The organism is Pseudomonas sp. TH21 (assembly GCF_016651025.1).
GTDB lineage: Bacteria > Pseudomonadota > Gammaproteobacteria > Pseudomonadales > Pseudomonadaceae > Aquipseudomonas > Aquipseudomonas aylmerensis.
Genome location: NZ_JAEKEQ010000001.1, coordinates 5,001 through 28,340, shown reverse-complemented (window position 1 = coordinate 28,340; position 23,340 = coordinate 5,001). Strand labels below are relative to the sequence as shown.

Below are 23,340 nucleotides of genomic sequence, written 5' to 3'. Positions count from 1 at the left end.
TTTCACGGCTGGCAAAAACTCTTTGCGGTTCAGCGCCCGGCAGTTTGCAGCGGATACACCGATTCCCAGCCGCCGCCCAACGCTTTGTACAAGCCGACCATGGCCAGCGACACCCCGGTAGAACTCTCCACCCACTGCTCCTGAGTCGCCAGCAGCGCGCTCTGGACGGTGAGTACGTTGACGAAATCCACCACGCCTTCGACGTACTGCTGTTGTGCCGTGCTCAGGGCGATCTGGTTCTGGCGCACCGCTTCGGCAAGGCTGTCGCGGCGCAGTTGGCTGGCGTTGTAGCGGGTCAGTTGGTCGTCGATTTCATGCCACGCGCGCAGCACCGTCTGCTGGTACGCGAGGGCCGCTTCCTGCTGCTGGGCTTCGCGCAGGTCCAGCATGCCTTGCAGGCGCCCGCCGTTGAACAACGGCAGGCTCAATTGCGGGCCGAAGGCAAACGCGCGCGAGCCCCACGAGCCAAAATCCGACAGCTGCATGGCCTGCGAGCCGAGGCTGCCGGACAAGGTGATGCGCGGGTAAAAATCGCCCTTGGCCACGCCAATACTGGCGGTGGCGGCGTGCAGGCGCGCCTCGGCCTGGCGGATATCCGGACGACGCTCGGCCAGCTCCGACGGCAGGCCGATGGCGACCTGGCGCTGGGTCTGCGGCACGCCAGCGTCCTTGGAAAGTTGCGCGTGCAAGGCCTGGGGCGGTTCGCCCATCAACAGGCTCAGGGCGTTGATCAATTGGTCCTGGCGTTGCTGCAGATCCGGCAGGCGCGCTTCGATGGCGGCGACCTGGGCGGCGGCTTCGGCCACGTCCAGGTCGGTGGCCACGCCGTCGGCCAGGCGCAGTTGCGACAGCTTGAGGCTGTGGCGCGCGACGTCGAGGTTTTGCTCGGTGACGGCGCGGGTGTTCTGCACGCCGCGCAGTTGGATGTAGTCCTGGGCGGTCTCGGCAAGCACCGACAACAGCACGGCGCGGCGGTCGTTTTCGGCCACTTGCAGGGTGGCGTCGGCGGCTTCGGTTTCGCGTTTGACGCGGCCCCAGAAATCCAACTCCCAAGACGCGGTGAACCCCATGTCCCACTGGTTGAAGGCCGACCGGCCATTTTCGCCGGACGGGTCGCTCAAGCCTCTGCCGCTGTTGCGCTGGCGCAGGTAATCGCCGGTGGCGTTGACGTTGGGATAGCGCTCGGCGGTGGTCACCTGGCGCACCGCGCGGCTTTGTTGCAGGCGGCTGCTGGCGAGCTTCAAGTCGAGGTTATCGGTCAGCGCACGGCGTGTGAGCGCCGACAGTTGCGCATCGTGGAACACATCCCACCAGCGCTCCTGCAGTGGGTCGCTGACCGCGCGACTGGCGGCCTGACGGCCCTGCGGCTCGGCCCATTGCGTCACCTGCGGGCTCTGGGGCCGCTGGAAATCCGGGCCGACGGTGCACGCGCTCAGGCTGATCAGGCTCACGGTGAGCCAGGCAAGGTGTCTCATTGCTGGGCCACCTCACGCTGCTGTGCGACAGGCCGGGTGTCGACACTGGCTTCCACCGACATCCCCACGCGCAGGCGCTCGGTGTGGGCCTGGTTGGGCTCAAGCACGATCTTCACCGGAATGCGCTGCACCACCTTGGTGAAGTTGCCGGTGGCGTTGTCCGGCTTGACCGAAGCGAAGGTCACCCCGGTCGCCGGCGCAAGGCTTTCCAGGTGGCCGTTGAGCAACTCGCCGTCGAGGCTGTCGACGCGCACCTGCACGGCCTGGCCGGCGTGCATATGCGAGAGCTGGGTTTCCTGGAAGTTGGCCACCACGTAGGCCTCGGCCAGCGGCACCACCGCGAGGATCTTGCTGCCCGGCGTCACATAGGCGCCGACCCGCACCGCACGCTCACCGACCATGCCATCCACTGGCGCGACGATGCGCGTGTAGGACAGCTGATAACTGGCCATTTCCAGCGCCGCCTGGGCGCGCTTGAGCCCACCTTCGGCGGCATCGCGCTGAGCCGTGAGGATTTCCACCTGCTTGCGCTCGGCCGCCAGCACCGCCGTGGCATTGGCCAGGCGTGCGGTGGCCTGGTCGATACGGGTCTTGGCTTGTTGGGCGTTTTGCACGGTGCCTGCGCCGACGCCGGCCAGATGGTTGTAGCGATTCAGTTCGTGCTCGGCGAAGGCCACTTCAGCGCGGTCTGCCGCCACGGTGGCCTGGGCCTGGGCGATCACCGAGCTTTGGCGCTCCAGGGTCGCGCTGGCGTTTTTCAGCTGGGCCTGGGCGACCAGGGTGTCGGCATCGGCCGCTTGGGCGGCGGCGCGAAAATCACGGTCGTCGATCAGCGCCAGCAGTTGGCCGGCCTTGACGCGTTGGTTGTCTTCCACCAGCACTTCCTTGATAAAACCGGCCACGCGCGGCGCGACCAGGGTGAAGTCGGCGGCGACGAAGGCATCGTTGGTGGTCTGGCGCTTGCTGCCCAACACACCGGGCGCCACCAGGTACACCAGCACGCCGACGGCGAACACGGCGATAACGGAGACGGCAATTTTGTCTTTGCGTTTCATGAAAATTCCTTGTGGCTAGGTCGGTGCGCGAGGCGGGAAAATCCGCGTGGGCATCCAGAAAATCAGCAGGATCAACGCCACCGCGACGGCGGCCATGACGTAGTAGAGATCCGAAGAAGTGAGCACCACGGCCTGCTCGTGCAGGCGGTGGGCAAGGCCCGGCGCATCACCCTCGGCCAGCGGGGAGTTGCCCAGGCCGTCGACCAGCATGGTCGAGTGAAAATGCAGGCGCTGGGTCGTCAGCGCATCCAGCACGCCGGTGGCGATCACGGCGGCCAGGCCTTTGACGGTGTTGAACCAGGCCGAGGCGAACGGCCCGTCTGCCGGCTGGATACTGCCGGTGGAAAGCATCAGCAGCGGCAGCACGGCCATGGGTTGCCCGAAAATCTGCAGCAGGTACAAGCCGTAGAAATCATCGCGAATCCACTCCGACGTGAGGTGTGCGCTGCCGACGCAGCACAGCACCAGCATGCCCAGCCCGGTCCCCAGTACCCAGCGGCAATCGATCCAGCGCAGGTTGCACAAGGCGGCTACCAGCGGCAGCGCGATCAATTGCGGCAGCGCCATCAACAACATCACCGGCGCGGTTTGCAGCGGGCGATAACCCTGGACCTGGGCAAGGAAACTCGACGGGATGATGATCACCGAGGTCAGCACCATCAGCACGCCGGCCAGCACGATCAAGGCAAACGACAGGTTGCGCAGGCCGAGCATCTGCAGCTTGAAAAATGGCATCGGGTGCGACCATTCGTTGAGCATGAACAGCACCAGTAACACGGTGCCGCCGCTCAGCAGGAAGGTGATCAGGCCCGACTCGAACCAGTCCAGGCGGTTGCCCTGCAGGATGCCGATCACCAGCATGCAAATCGCCGGAAACCCCAACAGCAGGCCGCGCCAGTTGAACTGCTTGAATCGCTCCAGACGCACGGGGTCCTGCGGCAAGCCGTAGGCCACGGCGGCCATCGCCACAAGGCAGGGGCCGACGATCTGCCAGAACGCCCACTGCCAGCCGACATATTCGGTCCACAGCGCCGCCAGCGGCGTGCCGAGGCTCGGGCCGAAGGTGGCAGTGAGCGCATAACCGGCCAGGCCATACAGCTTGACGTTGGCGGGCAGGAAACGCAGCGCCACGGTCATCAGCATCGGCGGCAACGCCCCGCCGGCCAGGCCTTGCACGGTGCGCAGCACCAGCAGGCTTTCGTAGTTCGGCGCAAACGGGCACAGGATGCCGAGCACAGTGAACAGGCCAATGGCGCACAGGGTGAAGCGGCGCAGGGAGAAGGTCACCGAACACCAGGGCGCAAAGGCCATGGCCGACACCGAGGTGGCGGTGTAGGCGGCAACCAGCCAGGTGCCTTCGTCGAAACCGATGTAGAGCGCGCCGCGAATATCCGCGAGGGCCACCTTGGTGACCATCTCGTTGAGACCGGAGACCAGCACCGCCAGCAACACGCCAACCAGGCCGATGATGATGCGCGGGCCGAATACAGGCGGGGTGATAGCGGTGGGCTTGGCTGCGGCCTGGAGTGCGGGAGCAGCGAGGGAAGTCATGAACAGGCAACTCGGAATGGTAAATACCCGAGCAGTTTAATCAGGCGTACACATGACAAAAAGTTACTTGTCGGCAGGTTATAACTGCACCAGACGCAATCCTTAACTCACTATGAACTCGTGCTTGGGGCGATTGCGGCCTGGATCACGTCGAGGTATTCGCCGAGCCTGCGCTATCGCCGGCAAGCCGGCTCCTACAGGGGCTATGGGGTGTCAGGTGGGTTGCGCTTCGAGCCAGGTGGCGTGGCAACTCTCGCGCATGGTTTCGCGCAGCCATTTGTGGGCCGGGTCTTTGTCGAAACGCGGGTGCCAGGATTGGGCCAATACCAGCGTCGGCAGCGAGATCGGCAAGGCAAACGCGCGCAGTGGCAGCTTCAGGCGATTGGCGCTGAGCAGCGCTTCCTTGGGCACCGGCAGCAGCAGGTCGGAATCGGGCAGCATGAACATCGCGCCGTGAAAGCCCGGGGCGATCATCGCCACGCGGCGCTCCAGGCCCTGGGCGTTCAGTGCGGTGTCGATCGGGCCGCGGGCGATGCCACGCCGCGAGATGCTGATGTGGGAATAGCTGGCGAAGCGCGCTGCGGTGATCTCTTCGTCGAACAACGGGTGATCTTCCCGCGCCAGGCCGACGAAAGTGGTGGAAAACAGGTTCTGTACTTTCACTTCGGGACTGACCGGCATGGTATTGCTCACGCGCAAATCCAGGCGCCCTTCACGCAGCGCCTCGTCGTCGGTGTCCCCTTCGGGCACGAAGCACAGCTCGCACAGCGGCGCCATGCGCTCCATGGTGTCGAACAGACGACCGCCATACACGCCGATAAAAAAGTCGTTGGCGCGCACGCTGAAGCGCCGGCGCAAGGTGCTCAGGTCGACCTGGTCCGCCGAACGAAACAGCAATGCAGCCTGCTCCACCACGTTGCGCACCTGGCCTTGCAACTGCAGGGCCTTGGGCGTCGGCACCAGGCCGCGACCGGCGCGCACCAGGATCGGGTCGCCTACCGCTTCGCGAATACGCGTAAGGGTGCGGCTCATGGCCGCCGGGCTGAGGTTCATCCGTCGCGCGGCACCGACCACGCTGCCCTCGTCGAGTAATGCGTCGAGGGCGACCAGCAGGTTCATGTCCGGTAGTTGCATGCCAAGCACTCGTGAGCAGTGGGGAGTGAGCGGAATGCAATCCTAGCAGGACGGGCGAATCAGCGCTGCATGCCCCAGCGCTTTACCGTCAGACGCTCGAAGGTGTCGAACACCAGGTTTTCCACGAGCAGGCCGATCAGGATCACCACCGCGAGCCCGGCAAACACCTTGTCGGTGTAAAGCTCGTTGCGGTTCTGGAAGATGTACCAACCCAGGCCGCCCTTGCCGCTGGTAGCCCCGAACACCAACTCGGCGGCGATCAGCGTACGCCAGGCAAAGGCCCAGCCGATCTTGAGGCCGGCGAGGATCGACGGCAGCGCCGCCGGGATCAGGATGAACAGCACAAAACGCATGCCCTTGAGCCCATAGTTGCGGCCGGCCATGCGCAGGGTTTCGGACACGCCGAGAAATCCGGAATAGGTGTTGAGCGCCAGCGCCCACAGCACCGAATGCACCAGCACGAAGATCAGGCTGTTCTGCCCCAGGCCAAACCACAGCAGCGCCAGCGGCAGCAAGGCGATGGCCGGCAACGGGTTGAACATCGAGGTCAGGGTGCTCAGCAGGTCGCGGCCCAGTTGCGTCGACACCGCCAGGGTGGTCAGCGCGAACGCCAGCACGATACCAATCAGGTAGCCCTTGATCAGCACCACCAGTGAAATGCTCACCTTGCTCAGCAATTCACCGCTGAGCAAGCCGTCATACAGCGCGTGAGCGGTCTGCAGGAAACTGGGCAGCAACAGGTCGTTGTTCTGATAACGCGCGACCGCTTCCCAGAGGATCGCGAGCACGATCAGGATCAGGCCTTTGCGCAGCCAGCCCTGTTGCCACAGGCGTTGGCGCAGGGGCAGCTCGCGTTCCACGGGAACGCTGAGCAGCGGCTCGAGAGTAATTTCGTATTCCTGGCGCATGGGTTGTCCCTTCAGTAAGCGATGCGGATATCGGCGAAACCCAACTCACGTTCGGCCTCGGGCGCTTCATCGAACAACAGGCGATGAATGCGTCGCGCCGACGCCTGGAACTCCACGCCGCCGAGGCTGTGCAGGTCGTATTGATGGCTGTGGATTTCCGCACGCACCCGCCCCGGATGCGGCGACAGCAACAGGATGCGATTGCCCACCACCAGCGCTTCTTCGATGGAGTGAGTGACAAACAACAGGGTGAAGCGCACCTCCTCCCAAAGCAGCAGCAGCTCTTCCTGCATCTTGCGCCGGGTCAAGGCGTCGAGGGCGGCGAAGGGTTCGTCCATCAGCAGTATTTTCGGCTGCATCGCCAAGGCGCGGGCGATCGCCACGCGGGCTTTCATGCCGCCGGAAAGGGTGTGCGGGTAAGCGTCGGCAAAGGCGCTGAGGCCGACCTTGTCGAGGTAATGCAACGCGCGCTCTTCGGCCTCAGCACGCTTGAGGGTTTTCGACGCCAGCAACGGAAACATCACGTTTTGCTTGACGGTTTTCCAGGGTGGCAGTTGGTCGAATTCCTGGAACACCACGATGCGGTCCGGGCCCGGGTGTTCGACCTTTTGCCCCAGCAGGCGGATCTCGCCTTCGCAGGGTCTGATAAACCCGGCGATGGATTTGAGCAAGGTGGATTTGCCGCAGCCCGACGGGCCCAGCAACACGTAGCGATCGGCCGGATCGATTTCGAAACTGACCTGGTGCGTGGCCCGCACCACGCGCTCGGGGGTGCGGTATTCCAGGCTGACTTTATCCACCGCCAGCAGCGGGGCGGTGGTGTGCAGGTTGCTGGCCGTGTGGCCTTGCAAGGGCGCGTTCATCTCAACTTCCTTGCAGGGGCTTGGCGTCCTGGAAGAAGTAGTCCTTCCACGATTCCGGCTTGTTCTTGATGGCGCCGACGCGGTAGAGGAATTCCGCCAGCGGGTAGGTGTTTTTCGGCGTGACGCTGAACTCGAACTGCGGGTTCTCGATGATTTTCAGCAGCTCGGCGCGGTCGATCTTGGCCTTGGTCACGCGGATGTAAGTGTCGGCGGCGGCGCCTTTGTCGTTCTGGGCAAACTGCGCCGCTTCGGTCAACGCTTCCACGAATGCCTTGTAGGTCTTCGGGTTGTCGTTGCGGAATTTTTCGGTGGCGAACAGTACCGTCGGCGAGTTCGGGCCGAGCAGGTCGTAGGTGTTCAGCACCACATGCACGTTAGGGTTGGTGAGGGCCTGCTCCTGGAATGGCGGGTTTGAGAAGTGCCCGGTCAGTTCGGTACCGCCGGCGATCAGTGCCGCCGTGGCATCCGGGTGCGGGACGGCAACGGTGTACTTGTCGAGGCGATTGAATTCCTTGTCGCCCCACTGCTTGGCGGCGGCGTATTGCAGGAAGCGCGACTGCACCGAAACACCCACGGCCGGCACCGCGATGCGGTCCTTTTCAGTGAAATCGGCGATGGTCTTGACCTTCGGATTGTTGCTCACCAGGTAGTACGGGAAGTTACCCAGGGACGCCACGGCCTTGACGTTCTGCTTGCCGTGGGTGCGATCCCAGATGGTCAGCAGCGGGCCGACACCGGCCCCGGCAATGTCGATGGAACCGGAGAGCAACGCGTCGTTGACCGCCGCGCCACCGGACAGCTGGGTCCAGTCGACCTTGATGTCGATGCCTTCCTGCTTGCCGTATTTCTCGATCAGGTTCTGGTCGCGTACGACGTTGAGCAACAGGTAGACGATGCCGAACTGCTCGGCAATGCGGATCTCACCTTCGGCGTGCGCAGCCGCCGGAGCTACCAGGCTGCCGGCCAACAGGCTGACACCCAGGCCAACCGTCGCGGCCAATCGTGCAAATGGGATTTTCCTGGACATGGTCATGCTCCGAATCAGAAAGGCGCGTCGCCCTGGATGGTGGTGCGATAGAGCTTGCGGCGCAGATTGCTCGGGCAACCGGCGGCCAGGTGGATCAACGAGCGGTTATCCCAGAACACCAGGTCATGGGGCTGCCATTGATGGCGGTAGATGTTGTGTGGCAACACGCTGTGGGCGTAGAGCTGGGCGAGCAGGTCACAGCTTTCGTCTTCCGGCAGGCCAACAATGCGGGTGGTGAAGCCTTCACTGACAAACAGCGCCTTGCGCCCGTTTTCCGGGTGGGTGCGCACGATGGGGTGCACGACCTCGGCCACCTGGGCGAGCTGCTCGGGGGTCAGCGTCGGGCGCCAGTTACCTTCGAATTTGGTTTCGCTGTAGCGCGCGGTATAAGAGTGCGCGGCGCTGCGGCCTTCAACGGCTTTGCGCAGGTGCTCGGGCAATTGGTCCCAGGCCTTGTGCATGTCGGCGAACAACGTGTCGCCGCCTTCGGAGGGCAGCTCCTGGGCGTGAAGCATCGAGCCCAGGCTCGGCAGCTCTTTATAAGACAGGTCCGAATGCCAGAACTTGCCCGCATCCCCCAGGCCGATGGATTGGCCATTTTCGATGATGTTGGAAACGATGAGGATTTCCGGGTGATTGGCCAGCAGGAACTGCTTGAGCACGTGGATCTGCAGCACACCGAAGCGGCGACTGAAGGCGATCTGCTGCTCGGGGGTGATGCGCTGGTCGCGGAAGACCACCACGTGATGGTCCAGGTGGGCGCGGTGAATGCGCGCGAACTCCTCGTCGCTGACCGGGCGGGACAAGTCCAGGCCGATGATCTCGGCGCCAACGCTGCCGGGCAGTGGATGAATCTCGAATGTTTGGGCGGTGGTCGCTGTTGGAACAGTAGAGGTGGCGGACATGAGGTCACTCCCGGTCAGACAGGAGAGTGACTTTATAGATATAAGAACAGCAGTTTAAATACCGTTAGTGAATATCGATATGCGGGAATGTAGCGGCGCAACCCCGTCCGGCGCGCTATCGACGCAATAAACAGCGGGGTAGAAGAACGTTGAGTCCAGGGCAAAACCTGCGGCGATTGCCGACTCGGCGGGCGGCTCCTGAAACCGGGGCGCGTAAGACGCCATAAAGGCTGGATGTGGGCGCCGGGAGCGCTGTGTTGAACCGCTTACAAGCCGAAACCGTGCCCGTTTGACAAGCCTATAAGCAGTCTCTAGTGTGCATTGGATCCAATTAGCCACCCCTATTCTAATAAGGAGGATAGCGTAACCGTGACGCAGAAGCCGAACCCATTGAACAGCATCAAGATCAGCGGTCCTATTCCCGCCCATCTCGCTCGCTCCGTGATTGAAGAAACCTTGCGCAATGCCATCCTGGATGGGCGATTGCCTTGCGGTACTGCCATGCGCCAACAGGAGCTGGCCAGCCTGTTCGGGGTCAGCCGCATGCCCGTGCGTGAAGCCCTGCGCCAGCTCGAAGCCCAGTCACTGCTGCATGTGGTGACACACAAGGGCGCCGTGGTCGCACCGTTGATCGAAGATAACTCGGCGGAAACCTATGCACTGCGAATGTTGCTGGAGTCTGAAGCCCTGCGCTTGTCGATCCCCTTGCTCACCGAGGCCGATATCGCCGAAGCCGACGCCTTGATCTGCGCGCTGGAGCAAGAAAAAGACTACGCCGAGATTGGCCGCCTCAACCGCCTGTTCCACATGGCACTTTATGGCAAGGCACCCAACCAGCGGTTGCTCAAGTTGGTGGAGCACGGGTTGAATGAGGAGGAACGCTTCTTGCGTTTCAACCTGGAAGCGATGGGATTGGGCGAAACCTCCCAGGAAGACCACCGTGAGCTGCTGCAACTGGTGGCCCAGAAGAAAATCGATGAAAGCATCCTGACCCTGCGCAATCACCTGATGCGTGGCATGGAGGTGATTACGACCTACCTCAATGGCCTGGACAAAGGCGGCAACTAAGCCGCGCACCTCTGTTTACCCCTATCGCCCCTCAAGCGCTACGCCCCACCGTCGGACAGGGGCGTAGCACTAAAGATATCTCCTACTTGCAATAGAGTAACTTACTGACAGCACATATTATTTAGAAAAACTTCTAACACATTTATATGCTCGCCAAACTGTTTAACCCGCTTATTATCTTTTATCACTAAACCAGCCGCCCTCTTCAACAGCGCCACACCGCCTGTGGGCGGCCGTGCGCATCACGCCTGGTTTACATCCGCTTTTCTTTATTGCCGATCACAATAGCCCCTCGCTGTTCCTACAGCAGACGCAACAACTTATAGGCATCAACCATGTATCAACCGTTACTTGAACAGACCAAACTGCAGTTATGCAATCACCCGTTATTTGCAGAAATAACTTCGCGCCACAAGTTACAACTTTTTATGGAAAGTCATGTATTTGCGGTGTGGGATTTCATGACCCTCACCAAACGTCTGCAACAGGACCTGGCCGGTACTCGCTTGCCCTGGCTGCCACCTGCCGACCCACACGCTGCGCGCCTGATCAATGAAATCGTATTGGGCGAAGAATCGGACTCGCATCCCCGACAAGGCTATTGCAGCCACTTCGAACTGTACCTGGAGGCCATGGCCGAGGTCGGCGCCAGCACTTCGGCGATCGAGCATTTTATCGCGCTGCTGCGCCAGGGCCTGGAGGCCGACTCGGCGTTGCAGGCGGTCGATGTGCCTGCCGGTGTTGCGCGCTTTGTCAGTGCCACGCTGCACATTGCATTGAACGCGCCGACTCATTGTGTCGCGGCGGCGTTTCTTCACGGCCGTGAACGGGTCATCCCGACGATGTTCGAGCACCTCCTGCAAGCCGATGAACTCATTCATGACCCGGCGCCTACCTTGCAGGGCTATCTCAAGCGCCATATCGAAGTGGACTCCCAGGAGCACGGGCCGGCGGCCGAGCGGTTGCTGGAGCGCCTGGTCAGCGCGGATCCGGATTACCCGCGACAAGCCTGCGATACAGCCCTTGCGGCGGTGCAGAGCCGCCTTGCCTTCTGGGATGAGGTGCGGGCCTCGCTGCACAGGGTGCGCCCATGAACAGCACCGACTACCCCTCCATTGCCGACGACTGGGAGCGCCGCGCAACCATTCGCACCCGCCCCCGTCGCTGGCTCGAAAACGATGACAAATTGATCTATCCCCTGAGCCGCCAACCCCTGGTACTCAGCGCGACCTTTCTCGAACACTGTGTGCATTGGCGCGACTTCGTGCTGGTGCAGAGCTTCTACAAATTCATCAACGACGTGGTGATTTTCGAAACCGAGATCGTCGACAAGACCGCGCGCAGCATTGCCAAGAATCGCTTCTCGCTGCCCTTCCCGCTGGCCTGCCGCGTAGACGCGATGACGGTCGTGGTCGACGAGGATTATCACGCGCTGGTCGCGCTGGATTTCCTGCAACAAACCGTGGCCATGACCGGCATCCAACCGCTGGACCTGCCAGGCCAGATCGAATTGAGCCACGCCCTGCCGGCGGCACAGGCGCAGGTACCCGCTCACCTTCGCGATGCCGTGGAGCTGATCGGGGTGGCCATCGCCGAAAATACCGTCACCCAGGAGGTGGCGGCGTTCTCCAAGGACAGCAGCGTCAAGGCCTCTGTCCGTGGATTGATGGCCGACCACCTGTTTGACGAAGGTCGTCATGCGCAATTCTGGACGCGGCTGGTGCGTCTGTATTGGCAATCCGCGAGCGCGGCCGACCGCGACAGCATCGCTCAGGTACTGCCGACGTTCCTCGCCCATTACCTGACCAATGACTTGCAGAAAAACTTCGACCTCCACCTGATTGACCACCTCGACATCAGCCACAGCTTGCGCAATGCACTGCGCGATGAAGTCGCCGCGCTGGCGTTCCCCATCCACCGCCAGCATCCCTTGCTGGGAAATATCATGGGCTTCCTGCAGCACAGCGGCTTGCTGCAGACACCCAGTGTGGCGCTGGCGTTGAAGGACTATCTGCCGGTGCCCGGGAGGCCGATATGAGGCGCCTGGAGATCGGCTGGAGCGGCACCAGCAGCGCCCTTGGTGCTATCCGGCAAGAGCTGGAACGGTATGGGCATATCGCGGGCGACGAGGCTATCGACCTGTTGATTGAAGACGGTAGCCAGGCATTGCCGACACACGCGGACCACCACCCGATGCTAGGCCTGCGCGCCGGCATGGGGCCGTTGAACGAGCACGGCCTGCCCGCCCTGCAACTGCGGGCCTACGGGCATGAGCGGCGACTGCTGGCGGTGCTGGACATCGCCGATGAGCCCAGTGGCAACGGCCAGCGCCTGCGCCAACAAGTGACCGGTGCGCTGGTTGAATGGATCGCGCTGCACGTCAGCGGTTTCTCGCGCGACCCTGGGTACTTCTGTTCGAGTGCGGTAGCCAATGACTGGCCGGAGCACGACTTGCGAGCGCTTGAGGCGCTGGCGTTCATACACCGATTCAATCAAACCGCAGACCCTGCATTGCTGCAGGAGGCCCGGGTCCCCGTGATCGAACGGGTGCAGGCCAGCCTTCATACGTTCGCCGACAGGCCTGCGTTGAATATCGCCGGACGCCAGGTGACCTACCGCCAGTTGCAGGTCCTGACACTGGCGATCCAGCGCCGGTTGCGCCCTCTGCTGGAAGCAGTCGAGACGCCGGCGGTGGTCGGCGTATACCTGGAGAAATCCATCGAGCTGTACGCCAGCATTCTTGCAGTGTTGGGCTGTGGGGCGGTGTACCTGCCCTTGGGCCTGGAACAGCCTCCCCACCGCCATCAGGGCATGCTCGACAGCGCGGGAGCACGGGTGTTGCTGGACGCCGGCCAACACCCCTGGCGGGGGCACTTCAGTGCTTTGGATGTGAGCAGGGTGAGCCCGCACGATGCCGACACCAACGCGGCACTGATGCACCGTCGTCCCTGCCCCGATGCGCCTTGCATGGCGCTCTTCACCTCGGGCACCACCGGCCAGCCCAAGGGCGTGCTGCTCAGCCAGGGCAACCTGGCGCATTTCACGGCCTGGTTCAGGTCCTGCATGGACGTGGGAGAACACAGCCGTGTGCTGCAGTTTTCGCCGTTGAGCTTCGATTCGTCGCTGATCGATATCTTTCCTGCGCTGATAGCAGGCGCCGAGCTGATCGTCCCCAGCGAAGCGCAACGACGCGATCCCCCGCAACTGCTCGAACTGCTGCGCCGGCAACACGTCACTCACGCCTTTCTACCCCCGGCCCTTCTCAACATTCTGCCGCTTGATCAACCACTGGGCCTGACGCACCTGCTGACCGGAGGCGATGTCTGCGAGCCCCATGTGATCGAGCAGTTGGCGGGACAATGCCAGTTTCACAACCTCTATGGCCCCACCGAGGCCACTGTGTTGGTCTGCCATCGCACCTTGCGCCCCGGCGACAGCAATCGCAGCCTTGGCCAGCCTATCGCCAACAGCCAGGTGCTGATCCTCGACGACCAGCTGCAACCGGTGGATGAACAGGTGATGGGCGAGGTGTATATCGTCGGCCCCGGTGTGAGCCTGGGGTATGTGAACGTGCCCCAAGGGGCCGCCAACCCTTTTGTGACGCTGGCGGTGCCTGGCGGCCAGACCCTGCCGGCCTACCGCAGCGGTGACCTGGCCAAGTGGACTGCCGACGGCATTGTGTTTGGAGGGCGGCGCGACGATCAGGTGAAGATCCGTGGTTTTCGGGTCGAGCCCCAGGACATTGAACACTGCCTGCGCAACAGTCAGCTGTATCGCCAGGTGGCGGTGGTAATCGACCGAGACGGCAGCATCCGGGCGTTCGTCGCCCAACCCCGACCGGGCGCCACAATCGCGGCCCTGCAACAGCATGCGCGGCAACAGCTACCGGATTACATGCAGCCCGGTTGCTGGAGCGAGTTGCCCTGTATGCCGCCCACCAGCAACGGCAAGGTCGACCGCCAGGCTCTGCGGGCCCTGCCGATGCCAGGGCCGACGCAGCCCAGCCAACGCACTGCACGCACCCCGTTGCAGGTGCGATTGACCCACCTGTGGAGCGAACTGTTGGCAGTACCCGCCGGCGGGTTGTCTATCGATGAGGGGTTCTTCGACCTCGGCGGCCACTCCATTTTGCTGTCGACCCTGTTGCTGCGCACTCGCGAGCTATTCGGACGCAGTTTCGCCTTGAGCCATTTCATTGAAGTCCCGACGATTCGTACGCTCGCGACCTTGCTGGAAGATGGTCAACGACCCGACTCTCCGTCTGGCCAGGCAGTGAAGGATGCTCAACGGCAGCGGGTGATCCACACACTGCCCGAGGACCGCGCAGGCGACGCGCACAAAGTGATCGTGACAGGCGCCAACAGCTTCGTCGGCGTGCATATCGTTGAAGCGCTATTGGCCGGTGGCGCAACCGAGGTGGCGTGCCTGGTAAGGGAAGAACCGGGGCACACGGCGATGGCGCGCTTCCAGCATGCGTTGCGCGAATACCACCTGGAAGGTCTCGACCTGAGCCGAGTACGGGTGTTCGCGGCCGACATCAGCCTGCCGCTGCTGGGCCTGGCCAATGAGGTGTATGACGCGCTTGCCGAAGACTACGGCGTGTTGGTGCACAACGCCGCGCGCGTCAACCACGTGATGGAATACTCCACGCTGGCCAGGGACAACGTCGAGCCTATCTTCGAGTGCTTGCGCCTGTGCGAGACCCGCCGCAAGAAAGTCTTCAATTTTATCTCGACGCTGTCGGCCTGCAGCAGCATCGACGCCTCGGGGCACGTGCTCGAAGCGCCGGCATCAGACACGTTGCCGCTGTATCTGAAGAACGGCTACAACCTCTCCAAATGGGTTGCCGAACGGCAGTTGGGGCACGCGGTAAGCCAAGGTGCCTGGGTGAATATCCATCGCCCCGGAAACATCAGTTTCAACAGCCGCAACGGTGCCTGCCAGCCGCAGAAAAATCGCCTGATGCTGATGCTCAAAGGCTCGCTCCAGTTGGGCCTGCTACCGCGTCTGGAACTCAATTTCGACCTGATGCCGGTGGACTTCCTGGCCCGGTTCATTGCGTTCCACTGCGCCAGCTTTCAAGCAGGCGCAAGCGTGTTCAACCTGCACAATCCACAGCCTTTGAGTTGGGCGCACTACCTGGATGCCTTCAGCCAGGCGGGCCACAGGTTCGAACGGGTGAGCATCGCGCACTGGCAGCAGGCGCTGCGTACGGTCAACCAGGACAACGCATTGTTTGGCGTGCTCGGCTTTTACCTCGACCGCCTGGACGAAGACATCGGCGACACCTCAATGATTCGCCATGACAACGCGCGGCAAGGCGTCCGGCAGATGGGGGAGCAGTACCCGGAAAAAGACGCGGCACTGTTGAGCAAAGGCTGCAACTACCTCAAGGCCATCGGCTTTCTTTGAAACGCCTCAGGACACCCTCATGAAACCACTGCAACCCGATACATTAATCCGCAACCCGAGCGCCCCGCCGATCGTGGCCTCTGTCGTGGTCGACTGCCCTGCCACCCGCCTGTGGAGCATGGTGGGACAGTTTGCCGGCTTCAACGTGTTCATCCCCGCGCTCACGCATATCGAAATGATCGGCACCGGCGTGGGCGCTTTACGTCGCAAGTTTTTCCGCGACGGCCACTGTGTCGTGGAGCAACTCAACAGCCGCGACGAACACGCCATGCACATGACCTGGACCACCCTCTACAACACGCTGGGCGTGGCCAGGTTGTGGGCGGCCATCCAGGTGGAAGCCATGGGTACGGAGTGTTCCAGGGTGACCTGGACCCTCGTTGCCGAGCCCATGGATGCAGCACAGGCTGGATTCGAGCAGTTCTTGCAGGGGTTCGCCGACAGTGCGCTGGAGAATGTGCGGCGGTTGCTGGGTTGAGCGGCAGGAGCAGAATGCTCCGCGCCTGCCAGGTTGATCAGCGGTTCAAATCTTGAAGCTGTCGACCAGTTGCTTCAACCGATTGGCCTGCTGCGACAGCGCATCGCAGTCCTTCAAGGTTTCATTCAGGTTGGCCACACCCTGCTGGTTCAGCAGGTTGATCTGATTGATGTCGACGTTGAGTGTTTCCACTACCGCGGTCTGCTCCTCGGTGGCCGCGGCGACGGATTGGTTCATGCCATCGATCTCGACGATCCGCTGCGTCACGCTGACCAGGCGCTCACCGGCCTGGTTGGCGACTTCTACGCTCTCTTCGCTGGATGCCTGGCTGGCATTCATGGTGGTTACCGCTTCACGCGAGCCCACTTGCAGCGAGGTGATCATCTTGTGGATCTCTTCGGCCGACTCCTGGGTACGGTGAGCCAGGTTGCGGACCTCATCGGCGACCACCGCAAAACCACGCCCGGCCTCGCCAGCGCGCGCTGCCTCGATGGCGGCGTTGAGCGCGAGCAAGTTGGTTTGCTGGGAGATGCCTTTGATCACATCAAGGATGTGGCCAATATTGTCGGTGCTGGCATTCAGGGTTTCGATCTGCGTGCAGGACAGGCTGATCTTCTGCGACAGCGCAGACATCGCCAGGATGGTCTGCTCCACCACTTTGCGGCCATCGTCGGCCTGCTCACTGGCACCGCTGGCATGCTGGGAAGCGTCGGCGGCGTTACGTGCAATTTCCTGGGTGGCCGCCCCCAGCTCATTGATCGCGGCGGCCACGCTATTGGTGCGGGCGCTTTGTTCGTCGGAGCCGACGATCGAGGCGTTCGAAGACGCCATCACGCGCTGCGACAAGTCATGCACCTGGCGAGTGGCCGAAGACACTTCGGAAATCGAGGCGTGAATGCGCTCCACGAACTGATTGAACGCACTGCCGACTTCGCCGAACTCATCCTTGCTGGTGACAGCCAGGCGGCGGGTCAAATCGCCCTCGCCCTGGGCAATGTTCTGCATGGCCACACCCATGGTGGTCAGAGGGCGCAGCAGTACCTGGATCAGCAAGCTCAGCAGCACAGCAATGACGACCACGGCGATCAGCATGGCGATCAGTGCGGAAGTACGGAATTTACCCAGCGGTGCGTAGGCTTTGTCTTTGTCGATCGACAGGCCGATGTACCAATCTGCACCCGGCAACCCGCTGATAGGGGTGAATGACAAGATTCGGTCCTGACCATTGAGGACCACATCCTGGCTGACTTTCTCGATACGGACTTGGGTGCCCGGGTAGATGTCCTTGAGGTTTTTCATCACCTGGTCCTGATCCGGACTGACAATGACCTGGCCGTCACCACTGACCAGAAACGCGTGGCCAATACCACCGAAATCCACCGAGTTGATGATCTTCACCAAGGTCTGCAGGCTCAGGTCGCCACCGACCACACCGAGCAATTCGCCGTTCTTTTTCACTGGCATGGCGATGGTTACGATCTGCCCACCCACTGCGGCCATGTACGGCGGCGTGAGCATCGGCTTATCGGCGGCCACAGCTTGCTTGTACCAGGGGCGCTGGCGAGGGTCATAGCCGTCGGGCATCTTCGCGTCAGGACGCTGGGTAAACACACCGTTGATTTGCCCGACATAGGTGAACTGGAAGTTGGAGGTGAAGGCCGCCTGATCGACCAATCCTGGGAGGTCGGCACCACTGCCCTGATGGGCAATGTTTTGCGTCAGGCTTTCGAGCACCAGTATTCGACCACTGAGCCAGTTCTGCACACTGCTGGCAGTGAGTTCACCGGATTGCTGGATAGACGATTCCAGGTTCTGCTTGATGGTGCTGCGTTGCAGGTAGTCGTTGTAGAGGGTGAATAACGCGAAGGCCAGAACCACGACGCCTGACGCGGCCAACAGAATTTTATGACTGAATTTGAGATTCATTTCATCGACTTCTTTTGCCAAAGGGGGGTGAGCGTGCCGAGTGGAACATTCCATGTACGGTATAGGCAGCTTCTGGGGCTGCTCTATTTCGGTGCACGCATGGCTCGTCAGGCTTTCGGCCAGGCCCCGGCAAAACTTAGGAAATTGTGAGAAGGATCCTTATTTTGCGTAGGAAACCGACAAGTGGTTGTCGTACAAGGATCAGAGTTGCAAAATTTTTCAGCCTCCCAAACAATGCGACTAATTATCATTTGTAACGTTTGGCCAGGTCAGTTTGAATGCCGTCTTCTGAGTACCTCGCGTGTGAAAATGTCGTGCACACGCTTTACAGCACCCATCACCACTGGCTGAAGACCTGGCTGCGCGGGCGCCTGGGGAATGCTGCGGATGCTGCCGACCTGGCTCAAGACACCTTTGTGCGGCTGCTGCAGAAAACCGAACGGTTTGAACTCAGGGCACCTCGGGCTTTTCTGCGCACCATCGCACGCGGCTTGGTGATTGATCACTGGCGTCGCGAGGAAATCGAACGGGCCTACCTTGAGTCCATCGCCCATTTGCCGGAAGCATTGGCCCCGAGTGCCGAAGCGCGGGCATTGGTGCTGGAGTTGTTGGAAGAGGTCGCCCGGCTTCTTGAAGGACTGAAGCCAAAGGTGCGTAAGGCTTTTCTATTGGCTCAGTGCGATGGATTGACTTACAAGCAAATCGCGCAACAGCTGGACGTGTCGCTGCGCTCGGTCGAGCGATACGTCGCCGAAGCGCTCTACCACTGTTACGTGCTGCGGTATGAATCATGACGCCGATGGATAACGTCGCGCGTTCCGGGCCGGATCCCCAGGTGGTCAAACAAGCTATCAGCTGGGCACTGCGCCTGCGTAACAACCGCGCCAATGTGCGCCTGCGCGCGCAATGTGAGCATTGGCGCGCCGCTCACCACGACCACGAACTGGCCTGGCAACGGGTGCAGGCGCTGCAACAGGAATTGAGCAGCCAACTCACGGCGATTCCCGGGGCGCATAGGGCACTTGAGAGCAGTGCACAGGGGCTGGGACGACGGCAGGCGCTGAAGCTGTTGTCGGGTGTTGTGCTGCTCGGATCCGCGGCCTGGATCAGTCGCGACCTCACCGGCTGGCAGCGCTGGACCTCCGACCTCGCTACGGCCACCGGCGAACGGCGCAGCATCCAGTTGCCGGATGGCACCCGCCTGCAACTCAATACTGACAGTGCAGTGGACCTAGACTTCAACCCGCAGCAGCGCCTGATCACCCTGCTGCGCGGCGAAATCCTGGTGACCTGCGGCGCGGCCGCATCCACGCCGTTGCTGGTGAAAACACGCCACGGCTTGCTCGAAGGCATCGATGGCCGGTTCGCCGTACGCCAAGACAGCGAATGCACGCGGCTGAGTGTGGTCAGCGGCAATGTCGCCATTCATTCCCCGCACCAGGCAGATGGCCTGTCAACGCAGGTTCACGCGGGCCAAAACTACCTCGTGAGCCCGACCCAGGCCACCCTTGTCCCCCCCCTGGATATGGACATCAGCGCCTGGGCTGATGGGCTGATCGTGACGCGTGCCATGCGCCTGGGTGATTTCCTAGCGGAAGTAGGACGTTATCGTCATGGCTATCTGGGTTGCTCGGCAGATGTCGCCGACCTGCGGCTATCGGGGGTTTTCCGCCTGGAAGACACCGACAAGTTGCTGGCGATCTTGCCGCAGACCCTGCCCGTCCAGGTGCGCTATCGCACACGTTGGTGGGTAAGCCTTGAGCGGTCTGTCTGATCTGCTGACTTTTTTTGGCGGCTTTTTCCCGTGAGACCGGCTTAGACAGTAAGCCTTCAATCTGCCCTCACCGGCCTCTACGGACCTTGATCATGACTGTGCGTTTTCCCCGCAACTCTTCCAACTCTTCCTACCCGTTATTGAGGAAAGCCGTACGCGCGGCAATGCTGTCGACAGCGATGGGCATCAGCGCGGTATCGACCTGCAGCATGGCCGCAGAGGCAGGTGCCGTACAGGTCAGTCAACACTATGAGATTCCCGCAGGGCCGCTAAGCGACGCGCTCAATCAGTTCGCCCGGCAGGCAGGCATCACTCTTTCCGCCACGCCTGCGCAAACTCAGGGCCGACAATCGACCGGACTGCAGGGCGAGTATTCCGCCGAACAGGGCCTGAATCATTTGCTCAACGGCTCCGGCTTGCAGGCTATTTCCGAAGACGGTGTCAGTTTCGTGCTGCAGGCGACGCCGCAAAGTACTGCGCTCACGTTACCGACCACTGATATCAAGGGATTTGCCTTGGGTAACGCACTGGGAAGCATGGAAGGCTACAACGCGACTCACAGCCAGATCGCGACCAAGACCAGCACCGCATTGCTGGAAACCTCGCAAACGGTTTCGGTCGTCACGCGCGAGCAGATGGACGACCAGGGCTCACAGACGGTTGCTCAAGCCATGCGTTACACCCCTGGGGTGTTGACCAACCCATATGGCGCCACTCATCGATATGACTATGTGGCAATGCGCGGCTTCAACGATGGTTCTGTGGATAACATTTACCTCGATGGGCTGAAGTCCATGGGGGACAGCGGTACGTACAGCACGATGCAGGTGGATCCGTACTTTCTGGAACGCGTGGACATTCTCAAGGGCCCCTCTTCAGTGCTGTATGGACGCAGTTCGCCCGGCGGCCTGGTGGCGCTGACCAGCAAGAAGCCATTGTTCGAGCCTTATCACCAGGTGCAGGCAACCGTCGGCAGCAACGGGCAGCGCGGCATGGGCTTTGACTTCAGTGGGCCTGTGGATGATGACAAGCGCATTGCCTATCGACTCACGGGGCTAACGGATAAGTCCGACACACAGTTTGATCACGCCAAGGAAAAGCGCTTCGCTTTGGCGCCGACGCTGAGCATCGATTTTACCGATGACACTTCGCTGACGCTGCAAGCGTATCTGCAGCACGATCCCGACGGCGGCTACCACGGCGGGATGCCGGCAGATGGGGCATTGCATCAGCGCAATGGTCAGCGGATCTCCAGCCACTTCTTTGAGGGTGAGCCGGGGGTTGATGGCTATAAGCGCGATCAGCAGTCGTTTGGCTATCAGTTTGAGCATCGCTTCAATGATGTCTTCACCGCGCGCCAGAACTTTCGTTACCTGGACTCCAAGGTGAAGTTGGATCAGGTATACGCCTACGGCTGGACCACACCGACCAGCAATGAACTGAATCGCTACTACTCGGGCGGTGATGAGAAGCTGCATGCGTTCATCATCGATAACATGCTGCAAGCCGAATTCTTTACGGGGGCCACCAAGCACACCGTGCTGATGGGCGCAGATTATCAACGACGTAAAACGGTGGTGGACTGGACGAGCGGGTCACTGCAACCGATCAATGCGTTCAACCCGGTCTATGGCAACTCGGCTATCAGCTACTACAGCCCGACCAGTTATCTGCGACGCCTGGAACAGACCGGCGTTTATTTGCAGGACCTGATCGAAATGGATAAGTGGCGTTTTTCCCTGGGAATGCGCCAGGACTGGGTAGAAACGTCCGATGAAAATCGTATCGCTGAGGCGGGGCGACCACTCGGAACTGAGATCAGTGACAAGCGAACCAAGCTCACCGGCCGCGCGGGCGCGCTGTACTTGTTTGATAGCGGCCTGGCGCCGTATGTCAGCTACTCCGAGTCCTTCAATCCGAACTCTTATTCAGACAGCTCGGGCAACCCTCTCGCTCCTACGGACGGGACGCAGTGGGAGGTGGGGCTGAAGTATCAACCGCCGGGCACTGACAACCTGTTTACGGCCTCATGGTTCCGCATCGACCAGGAGAACCTCGCGACCAAGTTGCCACAGGAGAACTTCTATCGTGCCGTAGGCGCTGTGCGCTCTCAGGGGTTGGAGTTGGAGGCTCATATGCAGCTAACCGATAACCTGAAGGTCTTGGGTAGCTACACCTTCACCGACATCGAGTATTCCAAGTCGATGGTGAGTACCTTGAGTACCACGGACAACGTGATTGAGAACAAGGGTAACTCGCCGACACAGGCACCACGTCATATGGCCTCGGTGTGGGCGGACTACAAATTTGATAGTGGCGCCTTGGACGGAGTGCGGCTTGGGGGCGGTGTGCGCTATGTCGGGTACAGCTGGGCAGATGCGGAGAACACCATGAAGGTACCGTCCTACACCTTGTTTGATGCTTCGCTGGGTTACGACCTAGGCAAGGTCGGCTTGAGGGGTGTGGATGTGCGGCTGAATGCCAATAACCTGACCAACGAGACGTATGTAGCCTCCTGTGCCAGCCTGAACTTCTGCTATCTGGGGGAAGAACGCAACGTCAGCGCAACACTGAGTTACCAGTTCTAATCCGATAGCGTTCAACCCCAGCCAGTGCCTGATAGCAGGCACTGGCTTTTTTGTGTCTGCAATATGGGTTGCCCTTTGGATTGCGTCTCTCGGATGCCCAGGCGTTCGAACCACAGAGATTTCCATCTTCCCATAAACGACAAAACCCCTGTCTGCGCTAGCAGACAGGGGTTTCGGAATTCAATCTTGACGATGACCTACTCTCACATGGGGAAACCCCACACTACCATCGGCGATGCATCGTTTCACTGCTGAGTTCGGGATGGGATCAGGTGGTTCCAATGCTCTATGGTCGTCAAGAAATTCTGTATATCAGCCCGTCATGAAGCAACGTGCCGATGAAATTCATGGACTTCTACATAAACAAAACCCCTGTCTGCGTTAGCAAACAGGGGTTCTGGAATTTAATCTTGACGATGACCTACTCTCACATGGGGAAACCCCACACTACCATCGGCGATGCATCGTTTCACTGCTGAGTTCGGGATGGGATCAGGTGGTTCCAATGCTCTATGGTCGTCAAGAAATTCGGGTACTGAGTCGTGACCATGTGGCCTCGCTTCAGCAAATTGGGTATGTGATAGCTTTCGGTGTTTTGTGAACGTCGAACTTTCGGTTCATTTCGTCTTCACACACCGCAATCTGGTGCTCTTTTGCCTTTCAGCTCGAAGCAAGCAAATTGCTTGGGTGTTATATGGTCAAGCCTCACGGGCAATTAGTATTGGTTAGCTCAACGCCTCACAGCGCTTACACACCCAACCTATCAACGTCGTAGTCTTCGACGGCCCTTCAGGGAACTCAAGGTTCCAGTGAGATCTCATCTTGAGGCTAGTTTCCCGCTTAGATGCTTTCAGCGGTTATCTATTCCGAACATAGCTACCCGGCAATGCCACTGGCGTGACAACCGGAACACCAGAGGTTCGTCCACTCCGGTCCTCTCGTACTAGGAGCAGCCCCTCTCAAATCTCAAACGTCCACGGCAGATAGGGACCGAACTGTCTCACGACGTTCTAAACCCAGCTCGCGTACCACTTTAAATGGCGAACAGCCATACCCTTGGGACCGGCTTCAGCCCCAGGATGTGATGAGCCGACATCGAGGTGCCAAACACCGCCGTCGATATGAACTCTTGGGCGGTATCAGCCTGTTATCCCCGGAGTACCTTTTATCCGTTGA

The 23,340-nt window shown here is 60.9% G+C and carries 17 protein-coding genes and 3 rRNA genes (1 of these 20 cut by a window edge); 8 read left to right on the top strand and 12 right to left on the bottom strand.

The window, feature by feature from the left end:
- Window positions 1-29: 29 nt before the first annotated feature.
- The 8 genes from JFU04_RS00115 to JFU04_RS00080 form a co-directional block, all read right to left on the bottom strand.
- Entirely contained in the window at window positions 30-1,475 is a 1,446-nt protein-coding gene (locus tag JFU04_RS00115) for an efflux transporter outer membrane subunit (RefSeq protein ID WP_201143278.1), read from the bottom strand.
- Window positions 1,472-2,530, bottom strand: coding sequence for an HlyD family secretion protein (locus JFU04_RS00110; RefSeq protein WP_065899505.1), 1,059 nt, complete (start codon window positions 2,528-2,530; stop codon window positions 1,472-1,474). Before JFU04_RS00110 ends, JFU04_RS00115 begins: the two co-directional genes overlap by 4 nt.
- Window positions 2,531-2,545: 15 nt before the next feature.
- Window positions 2,546-4,081, bottom strand: coding sequence for an MFS transporter (locus tag JFU04_RS00105; protein WP_106805509.1), 1,536 nt, complete (start codon window positions 4,079-4,081; stop codon window positions 2,546-2,548).
- A gap of 213 nt (window positions 4,082-4,294) precedes the next feature.
- A complete protein-coding gene (locus JFU04_RS00100; protein ID WP_065899503.1) occupies window positions 4,295-5,215 on the bottom strand; it encodes a LysR family transcriptional regulator in 921 nt (306 codons plus the stop codon).
- Between the two features lie 59 nt (window positions 5,216-5,274).
- On the bottom strand, window positions 5,275-6,123 hold the full coding sequence (locus JFU04_RS00095) for an ABC transporter permease (protein ID WP_106805510.1): 849 nt from the start codon (window positions 6,121-6,123) through the stop codon (window positions 5,275-5,277).
- 11 nt (window positions 6,124-6,134) lie between these two features.
- Window positions 6,135-6,986, bottom strand: coding sequence for an ABC transporter ATP-binding protein (locus tag JFU04_RS00090; RefSeq protein ID WP_065899501.1), 852 nt, complete (start codon window positions 6,984-6,986; stop codon window positions 6,135-6,137).
- 1 nt (window position 6,987) lies between these two features.
- Window positions 6,988-8,013 carry an ABC transporter substrate-binding protein gene (locus JFU04_RS00085; RefSeq protein WP_065899500.1) on the bottom strand — a complete coding sequence of 342 codons (1,026 nt, stop codon included), beginning with the start codon at window positions 8,011-8,013 and terminating at the stop codon, window positions 6,988-6,990.
- A 14-nt stretch (window positions 8,014-8,027) separates the two neighbouring features.
- Window positions 8,028-8,918, bottom strand: a complete 891-nt coding sequence (locus JFU04_RS00080) for a TauD/TfdA dioxygenase family protein (RefSeq protein WP_201143277.1) — start codon at window positions 8,916-8,918, stop codon at window positions 8,028-8,030.
- A 369-nt stretch (window positions 8,919-9,287) separates the two neighbouring features.
- Here JFU04_RS00080 and JFU04_RS00075 point away from each other — a divergent pair, with 369 nt between their 5' ends.
- From JFU04_RS00075 to JFU04_RS00055, 5 genes are all read left to right on the top strand, one after another.
- The gene (locus JFU04_RS00075) at window positions 9,288-9,986 is read left to right on the top strand and encodes a GntR family transcriptional regulator (protein WP_106805512.1); all 699 of its coding nucleotides are present in this window, start codon (window positions 9,288-9,290) and stop codon (window positions 9,984-9,986) included.
- A gap of 335 nt (window positions 9,987-10,321) precedes the next feature.
- Window positions 10,322-11,080, top strand: coding sequence for a DUF3050 domain-containing protein (locus JFU04_RS00070; protein WP_065899497.1), 759 nt, complete (start codon window positions 10,322-10,324; stop codon window positions 11,078-11,080).
- Window positions 11,077-12,024 carry a diiron oxygenase gene (locus tag JFU04_RS00065; RefSeq protein WP_201143276.1) on the top strand — a complete coding sequence of 316 codons (948 nt, stop codon included), beginning with the start codon at window positions 11,077-11,079 and terminating at the stop codon, window positions 12,022-12,024. The genes JFU04_RS00070 and JFU04_RS00065 overlap by 4 nt, the downstream gene beginning before the upstream one ends.
- Entirely contained in the window at window positions 12,021-15,398 is a 3,378-nt protein-coding gene (locus tag JFU04_RS00060) for an amino acid adenylation domain-containing protein (RefSeq protein ID WP_201143275.1), read from the top strand. The genes JFU04_RS00065 and JFU04_RS00060 overlap by 4 nt, the downstream gene beginning before the upstream one ends.
- A 19-nt stretch (window positions 15,399-15,417) precedes the next feature.
- Window positions 15,418-15,876: an SRPBCC family protein gene (locus JFU04_RS00055; RefSeq protein WP_065899494.1), complete on the top strand. Its 459-nt coding sequence runs from the start codon at window positions 15,418-15,420 to the stop codon at window positions 15,874-15,876.
- A gap of 45 nt (window positions 15,877-15,921) precedes the next feature.
- On the opposite strand, the gene JFU04_RS00050 is transcribed toward JFU04_RS00055, so the two are convergent.
- Window positions 15,922-17,802 carry a methyl-accepting chemotaxis protein gene (locus JFU04_RS00050; RefSeq protein WP_201143274.1) on the bottom strand — a complete coding sequence of 627 codons (1,881 nt, stop codon included), beginning with the start codon at window positions 17,800-17,802 and terminating at the stop codon, window positions 15,922-15,924.
- A gap of 278 nt (window positions 17,803-18,080) precedes the next feature.
- Here JFU04_RS00050 and JFU04_RS00045 point away from each other — a divergent pair, with 278 nt between their 5' ends.
- The 3 genes from JFU04_RS00045 (at window position 18,081) to JFU04_RS00035 (ending at window position 22,164) form a co-directional block, all read left to right on the top strand.
- The gene (locus JFU04_RS00045) at window positions 18,081-18,596 is read left to right on the top strand and encodes a sigma-70 family RNA polymerase sigma factor (RefSeq protein WP_106805517.1); all 516 of its coding nucleotides are present in this window, start codon (window positions 18,081-18,083) and stop codon (window positions 18,594-18,596) included.
- Window positions 18,593-19,576, top strand: coding sequence for a FecR domain-containing protein (locus tag JFU04_RS00040; RefSeq protein ID WP_106805518.1), 984 nt, complete (start codon window positions 18,593-18,595; stop codon window positions 19,574-19,576). The genes JFU04_RS00045 and JFU04_RS00040 overlap by 4 nt, the downstream gene beginning before the upstream one ends.
- Window positions 19,577-19,668: 92 nt before the next feature.
- Window positions 19,669-22,164: a TonB-dependent siderophore receptor gene (locus tag JFU04_RS00035; RefSeq protein WP_201143273.1), complete on the top strand. Its 2,496-nt coding sequence runs from the start codon at window positions 19,669-19,671 to the stop codon at window positions 22,162-22,164.
- 184 nt (window positions 22,165-22,348) lie between these two features.
- On the opposite strand, the gene rrf (JFU04_RS00030) is transcribed toward JFU04_RS00035, so the two are convergent.
- The 3 genes from rrf (JFU04_RS00030) to JFU04_RS00020 all read right to left on the bottom strand — a co-directional run.
- Window positions 22,349-22,464, bottom strand: a 5S ribosomal RNA gene (gene rrf, locus JFU04_RS00030).
- 108 nt (window positions 22,465-22,572) lie between these two features.
- A 5S ribosomal RNA gene (rrf, locus tag JFU04_RS00025) occupies window positions 22,573-22,688 on the bottom strand.
- Window positions 22,689-22,858: 170 nt separating this feature from the next.
- A 23S ribosomal RNA gene (locus JFU04_RS00020) occupies window positions 22,859-23,340 on the bottom strand; it runs 2,410 nt beyond the window's last position.